This is a genomic window from Caballeronia sp. GAFFF2 (genome assembly GCF_023631485.1).
GTDB lineage: Bacteria > Pseudomonadota > Gammaproteobacteria > Burkholderiales > Burkholderiaceae > Caballeronia.
Window position 1 is genome coordinate 734,586 of sequence record NZ_JALQDA010000035.1, and the last position, 25,994, is coordinate 760,579.

The following is a 25,994-nucleotide window of genomic DNA, read 5'->3' on the forward strand; positions in this document are numbered from 1 at the left end:
CCGCGGGATCGATCGACACACTCATGCTTCGTCCGACGATCCTTCGAGGTCGATACCCAATTCAGCCGCCATGCGCTGAACCATCGCTCTTAGCTGGTTGACTTCAAGTGTCAGGCGCTTTTGCTCGGCCTTGAGCGATTCGACTTCCGATGGCGACCAAGACTCGCGTTCAGCGACATCGCGCACGGGGAAATCGCTCATGCTCACTTCGCCGCATAGCAAATGCACCCAGCGGCTTTCGCGCTCGCCCGGCACGCGCGGCAGTTTCATCACGCGCGGCGGGTCGTTGGAAGCGAGCTCATCGAGAAAGCTCTCCACGGAGGAGATGTCCGCGAAGCCATGCAGACGCGCGCTGTTCGAACGCAATTCTGCAGCGGTTTGCGGGCCGCGCAAGAACAACGTAGCGAGCAAGGCAACCGATTGGCTCGGCACACCAAGCACACGATTGACGTTATGTTCGAAACGCGGCACGCGGCTGCTGCTGCCTTCCATCACGAGCGAGAGGCGCTTCAATCCGTCGATGGTCGTGAGGACTTCGTCCTCGCTCACGTTCATGACTGGAGCCCGTGCGGTCTTCTGGTTGCATCCCGAGGTGAGGGAGTTGAGCGATAAAGGATAAGTGTCCGGCACGGTATGCTGCTTTTCGACGAGCACGCCGAGGACGCGTGCTTCGAGTGGCGTGAGTTCGCGCAAGGCAGGGCGCGAAGCGGGAGAAGAGGGCGTATTCATAAACGTTCGGAGACTGGCGGTGAGACGCTTATGATACCGGTGGAGCGCAACGATTCATGCGTACGCGCACCGCCGTGCGGCCGTCTGGCTTCCTGAGACTGTGCACTCGTTCGGACCGATGCGCTTTTATGGTGCATGGATGTTGGCATCGGCGCAATATAAAGGTGTTTAATTCCGGCTTGTACCATTGGCATTGAAGTTGCTTTTTGATTGAACGGCACTGGGCTGCCCGCGCAATCGATGCAGACGAAAATCGTGGCTATCGTTGGCATCGCGCTTAGAGGTCGCCTAAGAAACAACACGACATACCGGTTGAGTCCGGTCGGCCGCGTCGTTCAGGCTTTCGAGCGTTTGCGAGTGCAACCAGAATTACGAGCGAAGGGGCGCCGCCCCAGCATGCACTTCATATGGAAGACCGGTTATGACGCAAGCATTCTTCAACGAGATGTTCGAGCAAAGCATGCTGGAGGCGCGCGGTGTGCCAGCGGCAGCCTTCAATGACGTGGGCGATCCGCGCAAGCATTACCGCGATTTCATGACCTGGCTCATCGCGCAGAGCGAACAGCAAATCAGCATCAAGCGCGCCGAAGCCGATCTCAACTTCCGCCGCGTCGGCATTACGTTCGCAGTCTATGGAACGAGCGATACATCCGGCAGCATTCCCGAGCGCACCATTCCCTTCGATGTCATTCCGCGCATCTTTCCCGCAGACGAATGGAAAGCGCTGGAGCGCGGTTTGCGGCAACGCGTCAATGCGCTCAATCGGTTCATTCACGACATCTATCACGAGCAGAACATCATTCGCGCGGGCATCATTCCCGAGGCGCAGATTCTCAACAACTCGCAGTATCGGCCGGAGATGCGCGGCGTTAAGGTGACGCGCGACATCTATGCGCATATCGCGGGTATCGACATCGTTCGTGCCGGCCAAGGCGAGTTCTACGTACTCGAAGACAATCTGCGTGTGCCGTCGGGCGTGTCCTACATGCTTGAAAACCGCAAGATGATGATGCGGCTCTTTCCCGATCTGTTCGCGCGTAACCGCGTGGCGCCGGTTGCGCATTACCCCGATTTGCTGCTCGATACATTGCGCGCGGCGGCACCCGCAGGCGTTGAAAATCCGACGATCGTCGTGATGACGCCCGGCATGTATAACTCGGCGTATTTCGAACACACGTTCCTCGCGCAGCAAATGGGCGTCGAGTTGGTCGAAGGACAGGATCTCTTCGTCGACCACGACTTCGTGTATATGCGCACGACGCAAGGGCCGCAGCGCGTCGATGTGATCTATCGCCGCGTGGATGACGACTTCCTCGATCCGCTCGTGTTCCGCGAAGATTCGTCGCTCGGCGTTCCGGGCCTCATCTCGGCATATCGCGCGGGCAACGTGTCACTCTGCAATGCGGTAGGAACAGGCATTGCCGACGACAAATCGATCTACCCGTATGTGCCGGACATGGTGCGCTTCTATCTCGGCGAAGAGCCGATACTCAACAACGTGCCGACATGGATGTGCCGCAAGCCAGACGACTTCAAGTATGTGCTCGATCACTTGCCCGAACTCGTCGTGAAGGAAACGCATGGCGCGGGCGGCTACGGCATGCTGGTCGGCCCGGCATCGACGACCGCGCAGATCGCCGAGTTTCGCAAGGTGCTCGAAGCGCATCCGGACAAATACATCGCGCAGCCTACGCTCGCGCTATCGACATGCCCGACGTATGTGGAGGCAGGCATCGCGCCTCGCCATATCGATCTGCGTCCGTTCGTGCTGTCGGGCAACGAGGTGCGCATGGTGCCGGGCGGCCTCACTCGGGTCGCGTTACGTGAAGGTTCTCTTGTCGTGAATTCATCGCAAGGAGGCGGAACCAAGGACACGTGGGTGCTTGAACGCTAAGAGCCCCGGCTCGAGAATCGAGACGCGAACCTCCATATCAACAACCGGGAAAACCCATGCTGAGCCGTACCGCGGATCATCTCTTCTGGATGGCGCGCTATACCGAACGCGCCGAAAACACCGCGCGCATGCTCGACGCGAACTATCAGCTTTCGCTCTTGCCGCAGTCCGACGAATATGCGGAACTGGGCTGGCGCGCGATGCTTTCCATCTCCGAACTAAGCGGCATCTATTCCGCCGCGCACCACGGCATGAAGAGCCACGAGGTCGTCGACTTCATGGCGCGGGACATGTCGAATCCCTCGTCCATCGTGAGTTGTCTGCGGGCTGCTCGCGAGAATGCACGCGCTGTACGCAGTTCGACGAACAGCGAGTTGTGGGAATCGCTCAATACGACGTGGCTCGACTGTCAGCGCATGCTGGCCGATGGCATTCTCGAGCGCGAGCCCTATACCTTCTTCGAGTGGGTGAAGTTTCGTTCGCATCTCTCGCGCGGGGTTCAGCTCGGCACGCTCGTCAAGGACGATGCGTTTTACTTCATGCGTCTCGGAACCTTCATCGAACGTGCGGATAATACGGCTCGCATTCTCGATGTGAAGTTCGAGATGATGGAGCAGCGCGCCGATACCTCCGCGCAGCCGTTCGATTATCACCACTGGACCGCCGTGCTGGGCTCGGTATCGGGCTTCGAGGTGTATCGCCGGGTGTATCGCGATGTCATCACGCCCGAGCGCGTTGCCGGCCTCCTGATTCTCTATGGCGAATGGCCGCGCTCGCTTGCGGCGAGTATTGCCGAAGCGGAGCTGCTCATCCGTCATGTCACCAAGGGTCGCGAGACCGAGGCGTCGCGCCTGGCGGCGCAGTTGAGCGCCGAGCTTAGAACGGGACGCATCAGCGAGATTCTGCAAGCGGGGCTGCACGCGTATCTTGTGAGCTTCCTCGCGCGCGTGAACGATCTTGCAGGCCGTATCAGCCGCGAGTTTCTCTTGCCTATCGCTCCCGAGACGCCGGAAGCGACTCAGGAGCCCTCGCAAACGCAGACGCAAACGCAGGGGACGGGTCAGTCGCAGAGCCAGTCGCAAGGCTCCGCTTGAACGCGTCCCTAGCGTTTCGACGCCGCCGCGACGACGCGATGCACGAAGCGCAGCTTGTCGATCACCGCCGGGGCGAGCGTGAACGGATAACCATCGGGCATGCCCAGGCTGCGGTTCAGGCTGTTGAGCACATAGGTCAACGGAAACCAGCGTTTCATCAGGTTATCGAAGGTGGTTTCCTCGACAGGCGTCTGGTCGGTAAGCGTCGGTTCATGCGGACTGTCGGGGACGAGCGCGAGGCCGCAGGACACGGCGGTATCGAGCGTATCGACGATATGCAGGTAATGCGCCCAGGTCTCGGCCCAGTCCTCCCACGGATGCATCGTGGCATAGCTGCTCACGAAGTTCTCTTCCCAATTGGGAGGCGGTCCCTCGTTGTAATGGCGCTGAAGCGCGGCGTTGTAGTCCTGCTGCTCGTCGCCGAATGCAGTGCGATATGGCGCGATTCGCGCGGTGTCGCCAATCAGGCGATCGAAGAAATAGTGCCCTGTTTCATGGCGGAAATGACCGAGCAAGGTGCGATACGGCTCATGCAGATCGGCGCGCGTTTTCTCGCGATGCGCATCGTCGGCTTCCGCGATGTTGAGCGTGATGATGCCGTTGTCGTGACCCGTCATCACGCCGTGGCCTTGCGAATCGCCTTCGAGAAAGCGGAATTCGAGGCCGCGTTCCGGGTCTTCCTGCCGCGAGATCACCGGCAGGCCGAGCTCGGAAAGCGTATAGAGCAAGCGCCGCTTGGCCGCCTCGATCCGATACCAGTAGGTGCGGTTGTCGGGATTGTCGAGGTTGGGAATGACGCTCGTGAGCTTGCAGGAGCAGCAGAGCGTTTCCGGCGAATCGGCGGAAACCACCCAGTTGCAGACGTTCTCGACCTCGTAGTTATGACACGGGCGGTACAACATGTCTTTCGCGAGGGGATGCAGGCTTTTCCATTGGCCGTCGCCGGTTTCCTCGAATGCGCTGATCTGATTGAGTTCGGGCACGTAGCCAAGCCGCGCGCCGCAATTTTCGCAGTGTGTGTTCTCGAAGAACACGAGCTGATCGCAGCGGTTGCAGTGAAAAGTCTTCATCGTGATAGCCGGAAGGGGTGGAGTTCGCGTCGGAACCGACGCGGTGTTCGTGGATGCGCGCAGTCCACGCAATCATCGTGCCGCGTTAAGCGCTCTTCCCGCCTGGCGTTACAGCAACGCTTAAGCAACAGATAAGACGCGCACGATGCACTGTCCGTGTGCGGCGTCATTTGAATAAAAGGAGTCCGGTGTGTCCATTCGCGTCGCGTTGAACCATGTCACGCATTACCGTTATGACCGGCTCGTCGGGCTGTCGCCGCAAGTGGTGCGCTTGCGCCCGGCGCCGCATTGCCGCACGCCGATTCTGTCGTACTCGTTGAACGTCGAGCCCGAGGAACACTTCATCAACTGGCAGCAGGACGCGTTCGCCAATTATCAGGCGCGCCTTGTTTTCCCGGAGAAAACGCGCGAGTTCAAGGTGACGGTCGATCTCGTCGCCGAGATGGCGGTCTATAACCCGTTCGATTTCTTTCTCGAACCGTCCGCCGAAAAATTCCCGTTCGCTTACGCGCCGGATTTGCGCCACGACCTCGCACCCTACATGATCAAGCGCGAACTGACGCCGCGCTTTGCGGAGTTCATCGCGAGCATCGACCGTACGGAGACGCCGACCATCGACTTCATGGTCGGATTGAATCAACGTCTCGCCGATGAGATTCGCTACCTGATCCGCATGGAACCGGGCGTGCAGACGCCGGAGGAAACGCTCGTCAGCGCTGCCGGTTCGTGCCGCGATTCAGGCTGGCTGCTCGTCGAAACGCTGCGCCATCTGGGACTTGCAGCGCGCTTCGTCTCGGGCTATCTGCTGCAGCTCGCGCCGGATACGAAATCGCTCGACGGTCCGAGCGGCACGGAAGTCGACTTCACGGATCTGCATGCATGGTGCGAAGTGTTTCTGCCGGGCGCGGGCTGGATCGGTTTCGATCCGACCTCGGGCCTGCTCGCGGGAGAAGGCCACATTCCGGTGGCGTGCACGCCGGAACCGGACAGCGCGGCGCCCGTTTCAGGTGCAGTCGATGAGAGCGAAGTCGAATTCACTCACACCATGACCATCACGCGCGTGCTGGAAACGCCGCGTGTGACGAAGCCGTACAGCGAGGAAGACTGGAGTGACGTGCTGCGCATGGGCGATCAGGTCGATGCGCAATTGAATGCTTCCGACGTGCGCCTGACGATGGGCGGCGAGCCGACCTATGTCGCCGTGCGCGACCGCGATGCGCCCGAATGGAACACCGACGCCCTCGGTCCGACCAAACGCGCCTACGCGGTCACGCTAATGGACAAGCTGCGCGCGGAGTACGGCGTGAACGGCTTCCTTCATATCGGCCAGGGCAAGTGGTATCCCGGCGAGCAGTTGCCGCGCTGGGCGCTGTCGCTATTCTGGCGTGCGGACGGCGAGCCGTGCTGGAGCGATCCCACGCTCTTCGCGGACGAACGCGAGCCCGCCAACTACACCGCCGAAGATGCCGAGCGCTTCATTCGCCATCTCGCGGGCAAGCTTTCCTTGGATGCAAAATACGTTCAGGCGGGCTACGAAGACAGTTGGTACTACCTGTGGCGCGAGCGTCGCCTGCCGGTCAACGTGGACCCGTTCGACTCGCGTCTCGACGACGAACTGGAGCGCGCACGGCTCTTCCGTGTGTTCGATTCCGGCTTGCCCTCGGTGACCGGCTACGCGCTGCCGATTGCCCGCGAAGCCGCCGACGGCACGCGTCCGGCGCACTGGGCGAGCGGCCCGTGGTTCTTCCGCGACGAGCGCATGTATCTGATTCCGGGCGATTCGCCGATGGGCTACCGCATGCCGCTCGATTCGCTGCCGTGGGTGGCCAAGAGCGACTATCCGTATCAGCACGAGCACGACCCGTTTGCGCCGTCCATGCCGTTGCGGCGGGCGGCTGAATTTCGTATGCAATATGCCGCCGACCTGGATTTTGAATCCGGTGTGCAAAATGCCGAGCCGGGCGCAGATGTTCTCGGCAGCGATGCGGCAGGTCCGGGGAAAGCATTGACCGGATCGTCAGCCTTGGGCGATGCATCGGCGTATTCGGCAAGCACTCGCATGCCCGAACGAGGCGAATCCGCGAAGTGGATCGCGCGTACCGCCGTGTGCGTCGAAGCACGCAATCCGGCGCGCGCCGCAGGTCCGAAAGCCGAAGCCGATGCGCTCAAGAAACACGGCAACGGCAATAAGCTCATGCATGTGTTCATGCCGCCGCTGACCTCGCTCGACGCGTATCTCGACTTGCTCGCCGCCGTCGAAGCCACGGCCGCCGACCTGCGTATCCCGGTGATCGTCGAAGGCTATCCGCCGCCGCGCGACACGCGTCTGAAGGTGCTGCAAGTCACGCCCGATCCTGGTGTGATCGAGGTGAACATTCATCCGGCATCTAACTGGAAACAGCTCGTCGAGCACACCGAATTTCTCTATAACGCGGCGCACGAGACGTATCTGAGCCCGGAGAAATTCATGCTCGACGGCCGTCATACCGGCACGGGCGGCGGCAACCACTTCGTCCTTGGCGGTGCGACTCCGCCCGACAGCCCGTTCCTGCGACGGCCCGATCTGCTCGCGAGCCTGATTGCCTATTGGCTCAACCATCCGTCGCTATCCACACTGTTCTCGGGTCTCTTTATCGGTCCGACGAGCCAGGCGCCGCGTGTCGACGAGGCGCGCAACGATCAGGTCTACGAGCTTGAAATTGCATTCAAGGAACTGCAACGCCAGCTCGATCTGCTGGGCGGTCGCGACAGCGCCACCGTGCCGCCTTGGCTCATCGACCGCATTCTGCGCAATATCCTGATCGATGTGACCGGCAACACGCACCGCGCGGAATTCTGCATCGACAAACTGTATTCGCCCGATGGTCCGACCGGCCGCCTCGGCCTGCTCGAACTGCGCGGCTTCGAAATGCCGCCGCACGCGCGCATGAGCCTCGTGCAGCAGCTTCTGCTGCGCGCGCTGGTCGCCCGCTTCTGGGAAAAGCCCTACACCGCGCGCCTTACGCGCTGGGGCACGGAGCTGCACGACCGCTTCATGCTCGGCAGTTTCGTGGAAATGGATTTCGAGGACGTGCTGGCCGACTTGCGCGAAGCCGGCTTCGCATTCGAGAAGAGCTGGTTCGATCCGCATTTTGAATTCCGTTTCCCGCTCGTCGGCGCCTACGACACCAATGGCATCGAACTGACGCTGCGCAATGCACTCGAACCGTGGCACGTGATGGGCGAGGAAGGCGCGATAGGCGGCACGGTGCGCTTCGTCGATTCTTCCGTCGAGCGGCTCGAAGTGCGGGCGCTCGGGCTCAACGGCGCCCGGCATGTTATTACCGTGAACGGCCGCCCCTTGCCGATGCAGCCCACGGGACGCGTCAGTGAATATGTGGCCGGCGTGCGCTTCAGAGCATGGTCGCAATCGGCGTCGCTGCATCCGACCATCGACGTGCATGCGCCGCTGACTTTCGATATCGTCGATACCTGGACGGGCCGCGCCATCGGCGGATGTCAGTATCATGTCGCGCATCCGGGCGGGCGTAATTATCAGACGTTCCCGGTGAATGCATACGAAGCGGAGAGCCGCCGGCGCGCGCGTTTCTTCGCGACGGGACATACGCCGGGCGCAACACAGATCGAGCCGCAGCAACGCAGCCTCGAATTCCCCTTCACGCTCGACCTGCGCTATCGTTAAGAAGCGCTCATTCACGGAACCAGACGATCTTGCCGTTTCAATCGACCTTGCCCTTCGACACGTCCGGTGCGCGTGTCGACGCACTCGCGCTGATGCGCACCTTGCCGGCGCGCGAAGGGCACTGGGACGAATTGCGCGATTCTTCCGGCCAGTTGCGCGAGCCCTGGCGCCAGTTTTTCGAATTGCTCGGTGAAGACGGTATCGAGCATCTGGATGAAGGCGTGGCCGCCGTTGCGCAGCAGATTCGCGACAACGACATCACGTACAACGTCTATGCCGATAACGGCGAGCCGCGCGCGTGGTCGCTCGACCTGCTGCCGCTTCTGATCGACGAAGAAGAGTGGGCCGTGATCGAACGCGGCGTCGCTCAGCGCGCGCGTCTCATGGAAGCGATCATGGCCGATATCTACGGCCCGCAGACGCTGCTGCATCGTGGTCTCTTGCCCACCGCGCTCGTGTTCGGACATCCTGGCTATCTGCGTCCCGTGAAGGGCTACGTACCGCCTGGCGGGCGCTTCCTGCAGATCGTCGCGGTCGATCTCGCGCGCACGCCGAAGGGCACATGGACGGTCATGGCGCATCGGACCGAGGCGCCTTCCGGCCTCGGTTATGCGCTCGAAAACCGGCTCATCGTCGCGAGTCTATTTGCCGATCCGTTTCGTGCCATGCGCGTGAGCCGTCTCGCGCCCGCTTATGCGCAACTCATCGCGACGCTCGCACGCGCCGCGCGCGCCACCATGCGCGACGACGATGGCGAACACGAAGAGACTTCTCCCGATGCACCGCATATCGCGCTCTTGAGTCCAGGACCATTCAGCGAGACTTACTTCGAGCACGTGTTCCTCGCGCGCTATCTGGGCGTGACGCTCGTGGAAGGCAAGGATCTGACGGTGCGGCATGACAAGCTCTATCTCAAGACGCTTGCGGGTTTGTCGAGAGTGCATGCAATATTACGGCGGCTCGACGATGCATTTTGTGATCCAGTCGAGTTGCGCGGCGACTCGACCATCGGCGTGCCAGGACTGCTGCAGGTCATGCGCGCGGGCAACGTGATGGTGTCCAACGTGCCGGGCGCGGGCTTCACCGAATCTCCCGCGCTCAATGCATTCCTGCCGGGTATCGCCGATGCCTTGCTCGATGAGTCGCTCGACTTGCCGACCGTGCCGACGTGGTGGTGCGGCGAGCCCGCCGCGCGCGAGGAAGCATTCGAGCAACTGGACCGAGCGTTGCTCGCGCCGACGTGGCCGGGCGCGCAAACCGACCATCCGCCGGGCATCGACGCGGGCGTGCAGGACCTGGCGGAATGGCGCGAACGGATTGAACGCTCGCCGGATGTTTTCACGGTGCAGGAGAACCTGCAGTTTTCGAGCGCACCGCGTTTCAATGATGGCGCGTTGGGTTCGCGTCCCTGTGTGCTGCGCGTGTATGCCATTGCGAACATCGACGGCGGCTTCAGCGTCGTGCCGGGCGGCTTCACGCGGCTTGCCGCAGACCGGCGAGCCACGGTGTCCATGCAGTTCGGCGGCAGCAGCGTGGATACGTGGGTGCTGTCGAGTCAACCGGTGCCGGCCGCATCGCTGTTGCCTTCGCCGATGAAACCGGGCGACGTGCGCGCGCGCCGCACGGTGTCGAGCCGCGCGGCAGAAAATCTTTTTTGGGCGGGCCGCTACAGCGAGCGCTCGGAGAACAACGTGCGCCTGTGCCGCCTGCTTTTGGGCACGCTCGAAGTCAACGACAACGGCGATCTGTTCCCGACGCTTGCCGACTTCGCGGCGCAATGCGGCCTAATTCCATCGATCGATACGCCCGCGCGCAGTTCTCCGCAAGCCTTCGAGCGCGCATTGGTGATGGGTCTTGCAAACCGGTCGACGAGCATTGGCGGCAATCTCGCGGATCAGGCACGCGCCTCGGGCGAAATTCGCGACCGTCTTTCCAACGATCATTGGCGCAACATTCTCGCGTCGCGCAACGATTTCCGCGATGCCCTCGCGCGGCTTGCGCTGCCTTCGGCGAGCGGAAGTCCGAATGCGAGCGGAAGCGGCGAGTCCGCGCCGCCGGTCAGCAGGCACTACGACCGCGTAATGCTCGCGAATGCGCTCGAACATCTGGCGACGCAGCTATCCGCCATCAGCGGTGCGCAAGGCGACCGCATGACGCGCGACGAAGCGTGGCGGCTGCTCTTCATTGGCCGGCATATCGAACGCGTCGCGAACATGGCGAGCTTCGTGCGCGTGGCTGCCGAGCACGGCACGTTGACCACACCGGCAGGCTTCGACTTGTTGCTGCAGCTTTTCGACAGCACGTTAACGTATCGATCACGCTATCCGGGACGGCTGGAAGTGCCGGCGCTCATCGACATGATCGTGCTGGATGAAACCAATCCGCGCGGCCTCGTCGGCGTGTATGTCCGCTTGCGCAAAAAGCTCGATGAAATCGCAGCGGCGGCGGGCGGCGCGCGTCGAACGCATTTTGCATTCATCATGCCGCATGCAGAATCATTTCCGAGTCTCGAGTCGCTTTGCGAGACGGACGAAGACGGCCACTTCGCCAATCTGATCGAACTGTGCGACCGGCTCGTGAGTGCCGTGGGCGTGGCTTCGAACGAGGTAAGCGCGCGTTACTTCAGCCATGCGAACACGCTGGCCTCGCAGGTATCTTCATGACCGTATCCAACAACCCCGAAGCCACGACACTCGCGGTCACGCATCGCACCACGTATCGTTATTCGACGCCTGTCGAGATCGCGCAGCATCTCGCGGTGATTCGCCCATTGCATTGCCCGTGGCAACAGGTGATCGCGCACACGGAGCGGATCGAGCCGGTGCCGTCCTATGTGCACAGCCGAGTCGATGCGTTCGGCAACGACGTGCTGTACTTTTCGCTCGATGCGCCGCACGAGCGTCTTTCGATGACGAGCGAGACCACGGTGCGGCTCGTGCCGCGCTGGAATGCGTTCGATCCCGCCGAAACGCCGCCGTGGGAAAAGGTCGTGCAACGCCTGCAATACCACGCGGGCGCGCGGTTCTTCGCGGAGAGCGAGTTTTGCTATGCGTCGCCGAACATCGCGCTCGATCAGGCGTTGCGCGAGTACGGCGCACAGAGCTTCGAGGCCGACACACCGCTCGTCGTGGGTGCAATCGATCTGATGCATCGCATTCATGCGGATTTTGAGTACCGCCCGTCGTCGACTGCGTTCGATACACCCGCCACGCGCGCCTTCGACTTGGGTCACGGCGTGTGCCAGGACTTCGCGCAGGTGATGATCGGTTGCCTGCGCTCGCTCGGCTTGCCGGCGCGCTACGTGAGCGGTTACTTGCGCAACGACCCGCCGCCGGGCCAGACCCGGCTGATCGGCGCGGATGCCTCGCATGCATGGGTTTCAGTGCATTGCCCGCAGAGCGGCTGGGTCGATCTCGATCCGACCAACGACGTGCTGGCGGATCTCGATCACATCACGCTTTCCACGGGGCGTGACTACACGGACGTGTCGTTATTGCGCGGGATGATCCTCGGCGGCGGGTCGCACCACATAGACGTGGCGGTGAACGTGCTGGCGTTGTAAGTCCGGCATTCTGCATTCAACAGACCGCATGCAGAATGCCCTATTCATCAGCGCACTCATTCGCCTTCTGGAAAGTCCGCGCCCAGCGTCACCGCTTCCCAGCCATCGAAGTCCTTGCGCAGGGCCTCGACTTTCAGGCGCGCGTTGGTGAGCGCGGCCTTGCCGAGCAAGAGCCGCAACGGCGGATTGTCGCTTTCGACCGCCTTGATGATCGCTTCGGCGGCACGCACCGGATCGCCCGGCTGCTTGCCGCTGTAGTTGCGCACCATATCGACGCGCGCCTTCGCGGTCTCGGCGTAATCGGCGATGGTATGCGGCGCCTGATTCGCCGAGCGGCCCGCCCAGTCGGTGCGAAACGGTCCCGGCTCGACGATGAGCACCTTGATGCCGAGCGGCTTTACTTCTTGCGACAGTGATTCCGACAAGCCTTCGACCGCGAACTTCGTCGCATGATAGAAGCTGATACCCGGGAACGCGATGATCCCGCCGACCGACGAAATATTCACGATGGTCCCGCTCTTTTTCGCGCGCATGCCCGGTAGCACGGCTTGGGTCATATCGACCAAGCCCCAGACGTTGATTTCAAACATCTTGCGCACTTCTTCGCTTTCGCTTTCTTCCAGCGAGCCGAAGTAGCCGATACCCGCGTTATTCACGAGCACGTCGATGCGGCCGAACTTGGCCGTCGCATCGCGCACTGCGGCTTTGACCTGAGCAGGGTCGGTGACATCGAGCGTGAGCGCAAGCGCCAGATCGCCGTACTCCTTTGCAAGATCTTCGACGGCCGCGACGTTGCGCGCGGTGATCACGGTCGGGTAGCCGAGGCCCAGGGTCTTGGCGGCGAGCTCACGGCCGAAGCCGGTCGAACATCCGGTAATGAACCAGACGGGTTTGTCAGCGGTCGTTGCCATGTGCGATTCTCCGTTAGAAAACGTTATTTCGTGAGCAATTCGCGAGCATGATCCATTCCCTGCTTGTGCGACAGCGTCTGGAGATTCAAGCCCTTATAAGCGCCGCTGACAGACAAAGACTTCAAAGCGCCTGACGAATCAGCATATCGACGCTTGGCCTATGTTCGATGTCTTGCTGCGAAGTCGCGAGCCCGTCACGCTCATCGCGAAGAAAGTCGATGAAGGCGCGCAGCTTCGGCGCGACATGACGGCGGTCCGGGTAGTACAGCGTATAGCCGGGCAGTGGCGGGCTCCAGTCGGCGAGGAGGCGCACGAGCCGGCCTTCCTCGATGAATCGCTCGATATAACCATTGATCATATAAGCGATGCCGATGCCATCCAGCGCCGATTGCACGAGCGCAGCCGAGTCATTGAGAATGAGTCGACCTGTCACGACGAGATCGAGCGATTCGCCATTCTTCCTGAAGCTCCAGCGCTCGATCTGTCCGGTGCTGATCAGACGAAAGCTTATACAGTCGTGCGCCGCCAGATCATGCGGATGCTTCGGAACGCCGCGCCGTTCAAGATAGTCAGGCGATGCGACGATATGCGCTTCGATGGGCGGCCCGATCCGGACGGCCACCATATCGCGCTCGACACGATCGCCAAAACGGATACCCGCGTCGAAGCCGCGCGCCACGATATCGACGAGCGAATTGTCGATGCACAGGTCGACGCGAATCTCCGGATAACGTTCGAGAAAGCGGCGTAACACGGGCTGCAGCACGATCATATGACCCGAGCGCGCCACCGTAATGCGCAAGGTTCCGGACGGTCGTTCGGCCGCCGCGCCGAGTTCTTCCGAAGCGAGCGCGAGTTCGCGCACTGCGGGCAAGACGCGTTCGAAGAATTTTTCTCCGGCTTCGGTAAGGCTCACGCCGCGCGTATTGCGCGAGAACAACGCGAGGCCCACGCGCTTCTCAAGTGTGCGAATAGCCTGACTTACGGCGGAGGGCGACACGCCAAGCCGCACGGCAGCGGCGGAAAAGCCCTTTTCCTCGGCTACCGCGACGAACGTCATGATGCCGTCCAGCTGATCCTGATGCATGCACGCATTCCTCGAACGAATATCGGCGCTTCCTTGCAAGCCACGCGAGCTTGAACATCTGATAAAGGCGCTTCGAAGCAGGGCATGTTAGCAGCAGCGGACGCTACCGGCAGGAGTGAAGGGATGCGTCAAGCGCGAATTGCCATGCAGGCTTTTAAGGCTGGCTGAAAGCGCGCCGGGGCTGCATGCGCTAAGGTAGAGAGCTTGGTTGCCTACACGCTTGTTCGCCTTGAATGGAGAATCACACGATGGAATACGTGAAACTGGGCTCGACCGGACTCGAGGTCTCGCGCCTGTGTCTCGGCTGCATGACGTTCGGTGTGCCGGAGCGCGGCACGCATCCATGGACGCTCGACGAAGAAAAGAGCCGCCCGATCATTCAGCACGCGCTGGACGCGGGCATCAACTTCTTCGATACCGCCAATACCTATTCGGATGGCACATCGGAGGAGATTGTCGGCCGCGCATTGCGCGACTTCACGCGACGCGACGATATCGTCATTGCAACGAAGGTCTTCAATCGCATGCGTCCCGGTGCGAACGGTGGTGGCTTGTCGCGCAAGGCTATCTTCAACGAGATCGATAACAGCTTGCGCAGACTCGGAACGGATTACGTCGATCTCTACCAGATTCATCGATGGGATTACACGACCCCGATCGAGGAAACCCTCGAAGCGCTGCATGATGTCGTGAAGGCGGGCAAGGCGCGTTATATCGGTGCGTCTTCAATGTATGCGTGGCAGTTCAGCAAGTCGCTCTATCTTTCGCGTGCCAAAGGATGGACCGAGTTCAAGACGATGCAGAACCACTTGAACCTGCTGTATCGCGAAGAAGAGCGGGAGATGCTGCCGCTTTGCGTGGATCAGGGCATCGGCGTATTGCCGTGGAGTCCGCTTGCACGAGGACGCCTGACGCGCGACTGGGATGCGACCAGCGCAAGACAAGAGTCGGATGCATTCGGCAGCACGCTGTATCGAACGGACGATGCGGACCGTGCAGTGGTCGAAGCCGTTGCCGCCGTCGCTCAAGCGCGTGGAGTACCGCGTGCGCAGGTTGCATTGGCTTGGGTTGCACAGAAGACGCCTGTGAGTGCGCCGATCATCGGTGCGTCCAAGGTGGGACATATCGACGATGCGGTTGCTGCGCTCGAATTGAACCTGACCGACGAGGAAATCGCGCAACTCGAAAAGCCTTACGTGCCGCACGCGGTGGCCGGGTTCAAGTAAGCGTTTCGGCGTTAATGGCTGCGTTGTCCATGAGATGACGCAGCCATCGTCGAGGCTGCTAAACCTCGCTCGCGGCTTTTCGCGTGACGGCCGAAAGCCGCGACCTGACGAAGCCGATATGTTCGCGCAAAACGTAAAGCGCATCCGCATACGCAAGCGGCACTTTGAGCGTGTTCAACGACTCCTCGATGTAATCGAGTTCGACCAGCAGGCCCTTGCGCTCTTCATCGTTCGACATTCGCATGGCGCCGCGTTCGACCGCCAGCAACGCGCCGTAGTAACGATAGATTCGCGACCTCACGCGCCATCGATACAAGCCTGGCACGATCCGCAGCGCCGGAAAAATCAGCACCGCCACGGGCAGCAACAACACGAGCGCGCGATCCGCGATATTCGCAAGCCAGAACGGCAGCACGCGGTAAAAGAAGCCCTTGCCGGAATGGTAATAACGGTTGGCGTCCTCGCTGATCGGAAACTCATGCGCGACGAAATTCGGAAACTGTCCGCCGCGTTGCAAGAGTCCGGGCTTGCCATGCACTTCCTGCGCGGCTTCGATCAATAGATCGGATAGCGCGGGATGCAGCGTTGGGCGCGCGACGAGTTCGACGGTTGGCGCAACCAGATGCACGGTCTCGGACGGCACGCGACGGCCCAGATCCAGCACGCCTGGCGGCAGATCGATCTCATCGAGATAAGGAAAAACACGCGTATAAGCGCGCGCTTCCTGAAAGTCCATTACCGAGACGCCCGGTACTTTCAAAATGCGCAGCATGAGTGCGCGTGTGGCGGAATCGCCGCTTAGAAAGACGGCATCGACCTGATTGCTGACGAGTTGCGTGGCCGCGTCCAGGCCGTCTGTTGCAAATAGCTCCGTGCTTCCACCTGGTCTAATGCCATTCGCTTCGAGCAGCTTGAGCGACAGCATGCGCGTGCCGCTGCCTTCACGGCCGATTGCAATGCGCTTGCCTTCGAGTTGAGAAAGCTGCGTCAGCCCCTTGCCGCGATAGAACACGACGAGCGGGACATACGACACGCTGCCGAGCGATATCAACGATGAAGCATGCTCCTTGCTCGCCACGCCACCCTGCACGAGCGCGAGATCGATTCTCTCCTTCGGATCGAGCAGACGATGCAGGTTCTGCACCGAGCCATCCGATGGCATTACCTTGAGCGTGACGCCGTTTCTTGCGAGGATCTTCGCGTACTCTTCGGCGTAATAGTAGAACGAGCTGTCGGTTTGTCCCGCGCTTATGGTGATGGTGCGAGGCGGCGCGGGATCGAGGAGCCAGAAGACCAGTGCCCCGGCGATGGCAAGCGCAAGCACGACAGGCCCGGCAGTCCAGGTGAGATCGTGCAGCACGCTATGCGTATGTTCGTGTGGCAGATACGGGCGCTTCGCGTCTTGCCGCTTCATGAGTGAGCGATCCTGAAGGTCCGGCAAGCACAGGCATGATTGACCATGACGAGTCTCGTTGATGAGCGGCGTTGACCCGCAGTGTACCGCTTACAGGCGGTAAGACATGCCCGTCATGCTCGTCATGCTTGCCGCATCACGCCCAATGCGCGGGCACCCAGAATCTGCCGACCCAGTGCGCGGGAACCCACACGGCAGGGCGCGGCGCCGGTGCGACATAAACCGTCGCTGCGGGCGGCGGCGGAGTCGCGACGACGGGCGCTGCGATCACCGTCGTCGTGCTGGCCGTCACGGTGCTACCCGTGACCACGGTGGCGCCATGCGAGCCGCTGCTGGCCACATAAGCACCCGACGTACCCGATGTCACCACGACGCCCGGCGCGACGCTCGTAGCGCTTGCTGAGTGCGTTACGCTGCCGCCGCTCGCGGTGTTCACCGTGCCCGAGCGATTGCAGGTGTAGCCCGCGCAATTCGTGGATGCGTTATGCGTCGAGGTATTGCCGTTGGGTCCGGTCACCGACCCCGTCGATGAGTACTGGCCGACGCCGTTGCGCGTGACGGTGCTGTCGGTGGTGGTGGTCTTGCCGTTCGGCGTGGTCATGTTGCCGGTGTGATTGCAGCTGCCGCCAGCGCAGTTCGTATCGCCGGAGTGCTGCACGGATCGTCCTTCCGGACCCACGGCGGTGCCCGAGTTCGCGAACTGCCCGGTGCCGGTTCGCGTGACCGTGCCGGTGTTGGTCGCCACGCCGCCCCACGGATTCATGTAGCCGCCGGCATGCGAGCAACTGCCGCCACCGCATGAACCCGCGTGCGCGCCGTTATATTCGCCACGGCCGGTGTAGGCGGAGCCTGAGCGTGTCCAGCCCGCGAAGGCCGAGCTGCTTGCAAATGCGAGCGCCGCAGTGGTGACAATCACGAGTACATGACGCAGCGCGCGAGCAGTCGCATGCGTGCCGGATGGGTTCGATACGGTGATGTCTGATCTGCTTTTCACGGGAAGTCCCTTCGATTCGTGGGTGGCGATGCAGATCACTATAGGGAAAGCGTCTCGCGCAGTCTCTTCCAAACTTATTTCACGAGATGTCGCGCCGACGCGAAATCGCGCTTTGCGTCACACTAGGGCCTCTTCTTTAGCAGCAGAGCCATTCATCATGTCTATCGCGTCTACTTCTTCTTCGATCCGCGTCGCCATACTCGACGACTACCAAAACGTCGCACTCAAGCTCGCAGACTGGTCGCCGCTCGAAGGCCGCGCCGAGATCACCGTCTTCAACGATCACATCGCCGAGCGCGATGCCTTGCTCAAGCGCCTCGAACCCTTCGATGTCATCTGCGCCATGCGCGAGCGCACGCCGCTCACGCGCGACATCATCGAGCATTTGCCAAGGCTCAAGCTGATCGCATCGACGGGTGCGGCGAATGCATCCATCGATCTCGACGCAGCTGGCGACCGTGGCGTCGAGGTCAGGCACACGGGTTACTCGTCGACGGCCACTATCGAGTTCACCTGGGCGCTCATCCTCGCGACGATGCGCAACATTCCCGCCGAGAATCGTTCGTTGCAAGGCGGCGGATGGCAGGTTGGCCTCGGCACCGAACTCGCGGGCAAGACGCTCGGGCTTCTGGGTCTCGGGCGTATTGGTTCGGCAGTCGGCGTGATCGGCCGCGCGTTTGGCATGAACGTGATCGCGTGGAGCCAGAACCTTACCGAGGAACGCGCGCAGGAGAAAGGCGTGCAGCGCGTCGATAATGAAACGCTCTTCCGCACGTCGGACCTGGTGTCGATTCACTTGCGGCTATCGGAGCGCACGCGGCATCTCGTGAGCGCGCCTGAATTCGCGCTGATGAAGCCGACGGCGCGGCTCGTGAATACGTCGCGCGGGCCTATCGTCGATCATGCCGCCTTGCTTGATGCACTCACGTCGAAGCGAATCGCAGGCGCGGGGCTCGACGTGTATGACGAAGAACCGCTCGCCGCGGACGATCCACTGCGCTCGCTGCAAAACGTGCTTGCAACGCCGCATATCGGCTATGTCACGGAAGAGTTGTATCGCACGTTCTATAAAGACACGGTGCGCAATATCGTCGAATGGATGGATGCAACCAAGGCGTAGTCATGGTTGCTTCGGCGGCTGCGGATTGCGTGCAGGGTTCGTATCGATCTTTCTGATCTCGCTGATCGCTTCGCTGTTCAGCGCGGTCAGGTCGGCTTCGAGTGCATCGGCGAGTGGCTTGTCATAGACCTCTTGCCCTTGCACATGGAAGGTGAACCACTCGATGTACCTGGCCTTCTTCACCGGGTCTTCAATGGTGTCGCGCGTCCATTGATAGAGCGGATAGTGTTCCGTTCCCTCGCGTTCCGCTTCGGCCACGTAGCCCGCGAAGGCATCGAACTGACATTGCAACTCGGCGTCATGCGTTCGCAATAGCGAAGCGAGCGGCGCGAGCGCAACGTCATCCATGTTTTGGCGAGCCTTCGTCGCATAGTCTGGCGCGAGCCTGATTCTTACCTGATATTGCCATGCATCGCTCATGATGCGCTTCTCCCTTTAGTCCTTTCAGATTCGAAAGCCGTTAAGCGAACCGCGTGCGCGTCTCGCTTCAAATACACTACACTTCCTCTCGCATCGTCAGAAGCCTGAAGCGACGATGCCCGTCCATGCAGGCGACGAACAAGAGGAGGGTAACGATGAGCCTTCAGCACTCGATGTTCTGCCCATGCTGCGAAGTCATGCAGCCGGGCGTCGCAAGCCGCCGTCGCTTTCTCGCGATGGCCACGCAGAGCGCAGCGGCGCTCGCACTGTTCCCGCATCTTGCTTATGCAGACGACAGTGTGCCATCTCTGCCCTTCGACTCCATACCCGATCCCGTGCGCTTGCCAACCGACGTGTACCTCGGCGAATGCTCGGGCGTTGCGGTCAATTCGGCGGGGCACATCTTCGTTCTTTCGCGCGGTAACAGCACAGGTCCCGCGTATGGCGCGGCGGCCGCGCAACTCCTGGAGTTTGATCGCAATGGCCGCTTCGTGCGCGAGATCGGCCACAACCTCTATGCGTGGTCGTTCGCGCATACGGTCAAGATCGACCGGCACGACAACATCTGGGTGACGGATAAAGGCTCGGACATGATCATCAAGTTCACGCCTGAAGGACGCGTGGCGATGGTGTTCGGCCGCAAGCAGGAAGCAGCGGACGAAGAAACCGCGCCGCTCAAGCATCCGAACCCGCCGCTGGCTTCGGAGCCGGGACGCTTCAGGCAAGTGACCGACGTTGCGTGGGACACGGCAGGCAACACTTATATAAGCGATGGTTATATCAACTCGCGCGTGGCGAAGGTCGATAACGACGGCAACTGGATCAAGTCGTGGGGCGAGCGTGGCAAGGCGCCGGGGCAGTTTCATACGCCGCACAGCATTACCGTCGATGCAAACAACATGGTGTACGTCGCCGATCGCAGCAACCGTCGCATTCAGGTCTTCGACACGGAAGGCAACTTCCAGCGCCAATTCACAATCGACGTACCCGTACCGCCGGATGCGCGTCCTGCTATTGGCAACATGCCGGATGAAGCCGCGATTGCGGCGGGCACTTTCGCGCCCGGATCGCCCTGGGCCATTTGCATCTCACCGGGACCGAACCAGGTGCTCTATAGCGCCGATGCCTTTCCAGGCCGCATCTACAAGCTCTCGCTCGACGGCAAGCTGCTCGGCGTGCTTGGCCGTGCCGGCAAGCAGTTGAAGCAGTTCGGCTGGATTCACGAGATGGCGTGTCCATCGGAGAACACGCTCTTCGTCGCGGAACTGCTCAACTGGCGCGTGCAGAAGCTCGTGCATCATGCATAGACGCTACCCTCAGTTTTGCTTGCCCCGCATCGACATGATCGGTTTGGGCAGCGGGTCCTTGCCGGTTTCACGCCATGCGCGCAGCGTATCGAGCGCGACTGAGTTGCGTACATAGCGATGCCAAACGAAGGCGAGATCGAATATCAGAATGGCCAGCCACCACGCATAGAGAAACAGCAGTGCACCGATCACCACGGGCCATAACGGCTTGTTTGCGAGGTCGCCCCAGAGTCGCACGCCGACGATGAGGATTGTCATCAACGTGCCCGCTGCGACGAGCACGCGGCGTCCCCATCGCGGTTTGCGCGGCGCGAGCCATCCCGTCAGCGCGACGATCAGCGCGGCCAGGGTGAACATGACTTTCCCGGTGAGCGCGCTGGGCGCATGGCCATCATGCGTGACTGGACTCGCGAGGAACTCGGCAACGCCATTCAGGATCATGAGCCAGAAGATGGCGACGCCCGCGACGAACGCAGCAAGCGCGACGAGACGCCAACGTAGCCGTGCAACCGGATGCGTGGCGCCGCTCGCCTTGACGAGCCGCGGTATGCGTGCGGCCACTGTCGTGCCCATCAGAAGACACGCGAGCGCGAACACCGAGCGCGTCAGGTATATAAACGCTGGCGCCGTGCTCGCGCCGCCCGCACCTGAGGTGGCCGTGACTGCCTTGTAGATGAAGAACACGGCCATGAGATGAAGCGCGAAGCTGAGCAGATAAGGAATCGCCGTGCCGACCATGCCGCGTAACGGCAGATTGCCCGGCGCCTTCGCGGTGTTCTTGCGCAGCACCACGTCTTCGATGAAATGGCCGAAGACATTCGAGTCCGTCCAGTAATCCGTATGCGCCTTGCCCGGCAGCCAATAGCGAGAGAAGCCGATGTCGTGCTTGTCTGCATCGAACTCGAAAGCCTCGCAGCCGCGCTGTTGCAGAAAGTCGCGGGCGGTATCGAGCGCGAAGCCGACCGGATCGCCGAAGTCATAGTAGTTGCGCCAGCGGATACGCGAGGGCAGTGTCAACGGCCCGCCCGGACGATCGACTTGCGTGATGCACTCTCCTTGCACTTCGCTTCGAAGCTGCATGCCGTCCCAGAGTCTTGGCCACAAGAGGATGTGTTTGTCGATGGGTGAACCGATCGTCATGAAGCCGCGCAGACTCTGCACCCAGCTCGTATCGATGACTTGCTTGTGGTCTTTGGGGTCCGCTGCCGTCGGAGCGGAAAGCGCCTGCAGAATGCCCAGAAAACTGATCACCGTACCTTCGCTGTGCGCGACGATATACACCTCGGGCGGACACTGACAGCGCTCGGTGACGAGCGCGACGAGACGCTCCATCACGCGATGAAACCGGAACACGATGGTGTCGCGATGCTGCTTGAAATCCGCGACAAGCTGCACGTCGCCCACATAGTCGCGCAGCACGGGCGCCAGATCGAACTTGAAGATGCCGGCCTTCTCGGTCACGGCAAGCAGGCTTTGCATGATGGCGACGGTTTCGACCACTTCTTCCACCACACCCGCGGCGAGCGAGAAATCGGCTGGCTCCAGCTTGCGATCCGCGACGGTCAGCATGTATGCCGCCTGCGCGCGGCTCACGATGGACAACCCCCAGGCCTTGCTTTCTTCGAGCGTGTCGTCCTGTTTGACCACTTCGCGCGGGATGTCGGCCCAATACACTTCCGCGAAGCCAAGCGCGGAATAGAACTCGCGCTGCTCGGCGGTATAAGGACCGCCTTGCGGCAGATCGAGCTGGCGGACATCCACTTCGCCGACACCCGCGATATCGAAGTATCCCAACGGCATGACGGGCAATGGCGGATCGTAGCGTGCGCCGAACTGGCTCGCGACCGAACGCACGGTATCGCTGTGCAGTTGATTGCCGATGCCGTGTATCGCCACGACGATCTTCTGAACGCGCGGCTCCATGGGGAGGTTGGTGGCTTGCTCGAGGTTGCCCGAGTCGGAGGCGGCGGGGCGTGAGGCGTCGTTCATGGGCGTCTCCTGGCGTCGGGGCGCGGGCGCTTGCTGGCTGGACGATGCGGTACGGGCTGTTGCGCCAGATGGAGATTAGTCTATTTTTGTGCGCATGGCTTAGTGTTTTGCATTTTGTGTACCGGCGTGCTGTAAGTTGCACGCAAGACCAAAGGTTGTCGTGCGCACGGAGGGTTGCAGAATCACGCTCCGACAGCGGAGAATGCGTGCCGCCGGGGTTTCGGAATGAATTCTAAATACCAAGTAACAAGCAAATGATTGAACTGGATGGATCGGCCGGCGAAGGTGGCGGCCAGGTTTTACGCACGGCGCTCACGCTTTCGCTTTTAACGGGGCAGCCTTTCGGGATCGGGAATATCCGCGCAAGGCGAAGTGAGCCAGGGCTGTTGCATCGACATCTCTTAGCGGTGGCGGCAGCGCAAGCAATATCCGGTGCGCAATGTTCCGGAGCAGAAGTCGGATCGCGGATGCTGATGTTCGCGCCGGGGCCGATCAAGAGCGGCGAGTACAGCTTCGATATCGGTACGGCGGAAAGCTGCACGCTCGTCTTGCAAACGATTCTGCCGGCGCTTTTATTCGCCGATAAAGCATCTACCGTGCGTATACGCGGCGGCACACACAATCCGATGGCGCCGCCCGCGCATTTTCTGCAACGCGCATGGCGTCGCGCGATGGGCGACATGGGCGCGGTCATCGACATCGAGCTCAAGCGCTTCGGCTTCTATCCGGACGGTGGTGGAGAGATTGTCGCCACGGTGCAGCCGTGCAAGGGCTTGCGTCCGTGCGAGTGGATGTCGCGTGGCGCGCTCGATACCGCGTATGCGGAGAGCTTTATCGCGGCGGCGCCCGCCGGCGTTGCGCAACATGAACTCGACGTGGTTCGTCCCGGCATGGGATGGGACGACTCGCAGCTGCTCGTGCGTGGTCTGGAAGCCGAACCGGGGCCGGGAAACGCGTTGCTCGTCACGCTCGAACATGCGCACGTCACCGAGGTATTTACGGCGTTTGGCGAACGCGCGGTATCGGCGGATAAGGTTGCGCAGACCGTGGTTCGAATGGCGGATCGCTATTTGGCATCCGCTGCGGCCATTGGCGAGCATCTCGGCGATCAGCTCCTGTTGCCACTCGCGCTCGCGGGCGGCGGCCGCTTCACGGTCGAGAAAATATCGATGCACGCAAGGACGAATGCGGAAGTGATCGAGCGCTTTCTGCCGGTGCGCTTCGAGTTCCATGAAGCCTACGATGCGACGGCATCGGTCGTCGAAGTCATGCGTCGCTGATCACCGGGACATGTGAACGCTTCACATGCCCGAGCAACAATGCGGCGCACTTATTCGCGCGAGAGCGGCATTCTTTACGTCGATACCGCCGTGACTATTCATTCGCATGGCACTCGTCGCTATCGACAGACTTCTTACGGGCAAGCATCGGCGAAAGAATACTTCAGGCGCGTATCAAACGTATTCATGCGCGGTAGCGCCGGAGTGAAGCAGGTGCATTGAACTTGCATCTGCGAGCAAATCAAACACGAAGTTAAAGAGCACTATGACCAAACGTACAATCAACGAGTCCGAATTCATCACGCACGACAGTGAGAAGCTTTTCTACCGTCATTGGCCGGCGGCGAAATCGCGTCGTCGTGGCGCAATCGTCTTGCTGCATTGCGGACACGAACATTCGGCACGCGTCGCGCATCTCGTCGATGAGCTGAAGTTGCGTGACTTCTCCTTCTTCGCATGGGACGCGCGCGGACATGGCAAGTCGCCGGGGCCACGTGGATATAGCCCGAGCGTGGCTGCGTCGGTGCGTGACCTGCAGTGCTTCATCGATCATATCCGTGATGCGCACGGCATTGCCGTGGAAGACATCGCTGTTGTCGGACAAAGCGTCGGTGCGGTGCTTGCAGCGACGTGGGTGCATGATTACGCGCCGCCTGTCCGCTGTCTCGCGCTGGCATCGCCCGCATTTCGCATGAAACGGTATATACCGTTTGCGCGGGCTGGGTTACGGCTCGCGCACAAGCTGCGCGGCTCGTTCCATGTGAAAAGTCTAGTGAGGCCCGAGTTGCTCACGCACGATATAGAACGCATCGCGAGCTATGCGGCCGATCCGCTCATTACGCGGCCGATCGCCGTCAACATGTTGCTGGGCCTGCACGATACGTCGAAGCGTATCGTCGACGATGCCGCTGCCATCACCGTGCCTACGCAAGTGTTGATTTCAGGTGCGGACCGGGTCGTGCAGCGTGCGCCGCAGGACCTTTTTTATGATCGGCTGCGTTCGGCTCGCAAAGAGCGCGTCGTGCTGCCGCGTTTTCGTCACGATACGCTAGGCAAGCGGGATCGCGCCAAGGCGCTGGAACCATTGCGCGCATTTATCTTGCGTGAATTCAATGCGCGCAGCCCGCGTGTATCACTCGTTCACGCGAACAAGCGCGGACCATTCCGCGACGAGTACGAGGCGCTGCTGAAGCCTCCAACAAAGCCGTTCGAACGTTTTTATTGGTGGATGAACCGGCTGGCGCTGAGGGCGGGCGGGGCGCTTTCGGAAGGCATCGCGCTTGGTCTTTCGCTTGGGTTCGATTCGGACGCGACGCTCGACTATGTCTACCGCAACGAGGCACGTGGATGCGGTGGCATCGGACGTCTCATCGATCGCTTTTACTTGAATGCGCCAGGGTGCAAGGGTATGCGACAGCGCAAGACGCATATCGAAGCGCTCCTGGGTCTGGCTATCGCGCGGCTGGTTCGTGAGGGCTCACCCGTGCGTCTCGTCGATGTCGCGGCCGGGCATGGACGCCACGTGCTCGACGCGATAGCAAATTCAACCGACGACGCCAACGTGACCGTCGATCGCATCGTGCTGCGCGATGTGAGTGCGATCAATGTCGAAGCGGGACGTGCTTCGATCGCACGGCGGGGACTCGAGTCGATCGCCCACTTCGAGCAAGCCGATGCCTTCGATGAAGCGTCGTTCACCACGCTCGAACCCCGTCCGACGCTTGCCATCGCGGCGGGTTTATACGAGCTTTACGGCGACAACGCGATGATCGAACGCTCGCTGCATGCGCTTGCGCAAGCAGTGCTGCCGGGCAGTTATCTCGTCTATACGGCACAGCCGTGGCATCCGCGACGCGAATTTATCGCGCGTTCGTCGAATACTCATCGCGGTGAGGCAAGCCGGGTCATGCGGCGTCGCTCGCAGGCCGAGATGGATGAACTCGTCAGGCGCGCAGGTTTCCGCAAGCTGGAACAGCGTATCGATGAAATGGGTATTTTTACGGTGAGTCTTGCGCAGCGGGAAGCGAGGCAATGAGCGATGCGGCGGCCGCTATCGCTGCGCTGCTTTGTGCTGGCGTGGAGTGACTGTTGGCATCGCGGTGGCGTTTAGCGGACTTTGAGCGTCGTGTAAAGTCGTCGCCTAAGCCACCTTCGCGGGCTAGTGCAAGCGAACAGTGCACAATGACGCCAAGAGCGACTTTAACCGCGCGCGAAT

The 25,994-nt window shown here is 61.2% G+C and carries 18 protein-coding genes; 10 read left to right on the plus strand and 8 right to left on the minus strand.

Annotated features, from left to right (window positions below; translation table 11 throughout):
• Positions 1-21: 21 nt before the first annotated feature.
• Positions 22-729 (minus strand): YceH family protein, encoded by a 708-nt coding sequence (locus NCT04_RS29430; RefSeq protein ID WP_244830789.1) that lies wholly within the window; start codon positions 727-729, stop codon positions 22-24.
• A gap of 421 nt (positions 730-1,150) precedes the next feature.
• Between NCT04_RS29430 and NCT04_RS29435 the strand changes: the two genes are divergently transcribed.
• Entirely contained in the window at positions 1,151-2,623 is a 1,473-nt protein-coding gene (locus NCT04_RS29435) for a circularly permuted type 2 ATP-grasp protein (RefSeq protein ID WP_250469365.1), read from the plus strand.
• Between the two features lie 56 nt (positions 2,624-2,679).
• Positions 2,680-3,717, plus strand: coding sequence for an alpha-E domain-containing protein (locus NCT04_RS29440; protein ID WP_250469366.1), 1,038 nt, complete (start codon positions 2,680-2,682; stop codon positions 3,715-3,717).
• An 8-nt stretch (positions 3,718-3,725) separates the two neighbouring features.
• On the opposite strand, the gene NCT04_RS29445 is transcribed toward NCT04_RS29440, so the two are convergent.
• Positions 3,726-4,787 carry a zinc-binding metallopeptidase family protein gene (locus tag NCT04_RS29445; protein WP_250469367.1) on the minus strand — a complete coding sequence of 354 codons (1,062 nt, stop codon included), beginning with the start codon at positions 4,785-4,787 and terminating at the stop codon, positions 3,726-3,728.
• A gap of 190 nt (positions 4,788-4,977) precedes the next feature.
• On the opposite strand from NCT04_RS29445, the gene NCT04_RS29450 reads away from it, so the two are divergent.
• Genes NCT04_RS29450 through NCT04_RS29460 form a run of 3 tightly spaced genes read left to right on the plus strand, consistent with a single transcriptional unit; the run spans position 4,978 to position 12,031 of the window.
• Positions 4,978-8,469, plus strand: a complete 3,492-nt coding sequence (locus NCT04_RS29450) for a transglutaminase family protein (RefSeq protein ID WP_250469368.1) — start codon at positions 4,978-4,980, stop codon at positions 8,467-8,469.
• 29 nt (positions 8,470-8,498) lie between these two features.
• Complete coding sequence (locus NCT04_RS29455; RefSeq protein ID WP_250469369.1) at positions 8,499-11,132, plus strand: circularly permuted type 2 ATP-grasp protein; 2,634 nt, start codon at positions 8,499-8,501, stop codon at positions 11,130-11,132.
• On the plus strand, positions 11,129-12,031 hold the full coding sequence (locus tag NCT04_RS29460) for a transglutaminase family protein (protein ID WP_250469370.1): 903 nt from the start codon (positions 11,129-11,131) through the stop codon (positions 12,029-12,031). Before NCT04_RS29455 ends, NCT04_RS29460 begins: the two co-directional genes overlap by 4 nt.
• A 56-nt stretch (positions 12,032-12,087) precedes the next feature.
• Here NCT04_RS29460 and NCT04_RS29465 read toward each other — a convergent pair whose 3' ends face one another.
• Together NCT04_RS29465 and NCT04_RS29470 are read right to left on the minus strand one after the other, a co-directional pair.
• Positions 12,088-12,942, minus strand: a complete 855-nt coding sequence (locus NCT04_RS29465) for an oxidoreductase (protein WP_250469371.1) — start codon at positions 12,940-12,942, stop codon at positions 12,088-12,090.
• Between the two features lie 121 nt (positions 12,943-13,063).
• On the minus strand, positions 13,064-14,029 hold the full coding sequence (locus tag NCT04_RS29470; protein WP_250469372.1) for a LysR family transcriptional regulator: 966 nt from the start codon (positions 14,027-14,029) through the stop codon (positions 13,064-13,066).
• Positions 14,030-14,277: 248 nt separating this feature from the next.
• Between NCT04_RS29470 and NCT04_RS29475 the strand changes: the two genes are divergently transcribed.
• The gene (locus NCT04_RS29475; protein ID WP_244830776.1) at positions 14,278-15,255 is read left to right on the plus strand and encodes an aldo/keto reductase; all 978 of its coding nucleotides are present in this window, start codon (positions 14,278-14,280) and stop codon (positions 15,253-15,255) included.
• A gap of 58 nt (positions 15,256-15,313) precedes the next feature.
• Here NCT04_RS29475 and NCT04_RS29480 read toward each other — a convergent pair whose 3' ends face one another.
• Both NCT04_RS29480 and NCT04_RS29485 read right to left on the minus strand, forming a co-directional pair.
• On the minus strand, positions 15,314-16,669 hold the full coding sequence (locus NCT04_RS29480; protein WP_244830774.1) for a TAXI family TRAP transporter solute-binding subunit: 1,356 nt from the start codon (positions 16,667-16,669) through the stop codon (positions 15,314-15,316).
• 136 nt (positions 16,670-16,805) lie between these two features.
• Complete coding sequence (locus NCT04_RS29485; protein WP_250469373.1) at positions 16,806-17,663, minus strand: hypothetical protein; 858 nt, start codon at positions 17,661-17,663, stop codon at positions 16,806-16,808.
• 157 nt (positions 17,664-17,820) lie between these two features.
• On the opposite strand from NCT04_RS29485, the gene NCT04_RS29490 reads away from it, so the two are divergent.
• Positions 17,821-18,783: a D-2-hydroxyacid dehydrogenase family protein gene (locus NCT04_RS29490; RefSeq protein ID WP_250469374.1), complete on the plus strand. Its 963-nt coding sequence runs from the start codon at positions 17,821-17,823 to the stop codon at positions 18,781-18,783.
• Here NCT04_RS29490 and NCT04_RS29495 read toward each other — a convergent pair whose 3' ends face one another.
• Positions 18,784-19,203, minus strand: a complete 420-nt coding sequence (locus tag NCT04_RS29495; protein ID WP_250469375.1) for a hypothetical protein — start codon at positions 19,201-19,203, stop codon at positions 18,784-18,786.
• 155 nt (positions 19,204-19,358) lie between these two features.
• Between NCT04_RS29495 and NCT04_RS29500 the strand changes: the two genes are divergently transcribed.
• Positions 19,359-20,510: a peptidyl-alpha-hydroxyglycine alpha-amidating lyase family protein gene (locus NCT04_RS29500; RefSeq protein ID WP_250469376.1), complete on the plus strand. Its 1,152-nt coding sequence runs from the start codon at positions 19,359-19,361 to the stop codon at positions 20,508-20,510.
• Between the two features lie 9 nt (positions 20,511-20,519).
• On the opposite strand, the gene NCT04_RS29505 is transcribed toward NCT04_RS29500, so the two are convergent.
• Entirely contained in the window at positions 20,520-22,499 is a 1,980-nt protein-coding gene (locus tag NCT04_RS29505; RefSeq protein ID WP_250469377.1) for an MFS transporter, read from the minus strand.
• Positions 22,500-22,753: 254 nt separating this feature from the next.
• Between NCT04_RS29505 and rtcA the strand changes: the two genes are divergently transcribed.
• Together rtcA and NCT04_RS29515 are read left to right on the plus strand one after the other, a co-directional pair.
• Positions 22,754-23,779, plus strand: a complete 1,026-nt coding sequence (gene rtcA, locus NCT04_RS29510) for an RNA 3'-terminal phosphate cyclase (protein ID WP_250469383.1) — start codon at positions 22,754-22,756, stop codon at positions 23,777-23,779.
• 265 nt (positions 23,780-24,044) lie between these two features.
• Entirely contained in the window at positions 24,045-25,814 is a 1,770-nt protein-coding gene (locus tag NCT04_RS29515; RefSeq protein ID WP_250469385.1) for a bifunctional alpha/beta hydrolase/class I SAM-dependent methyltransferase, read from the plus strand.
• Positions 25,815-25,994: the final 180 nt, after the last annotated feature.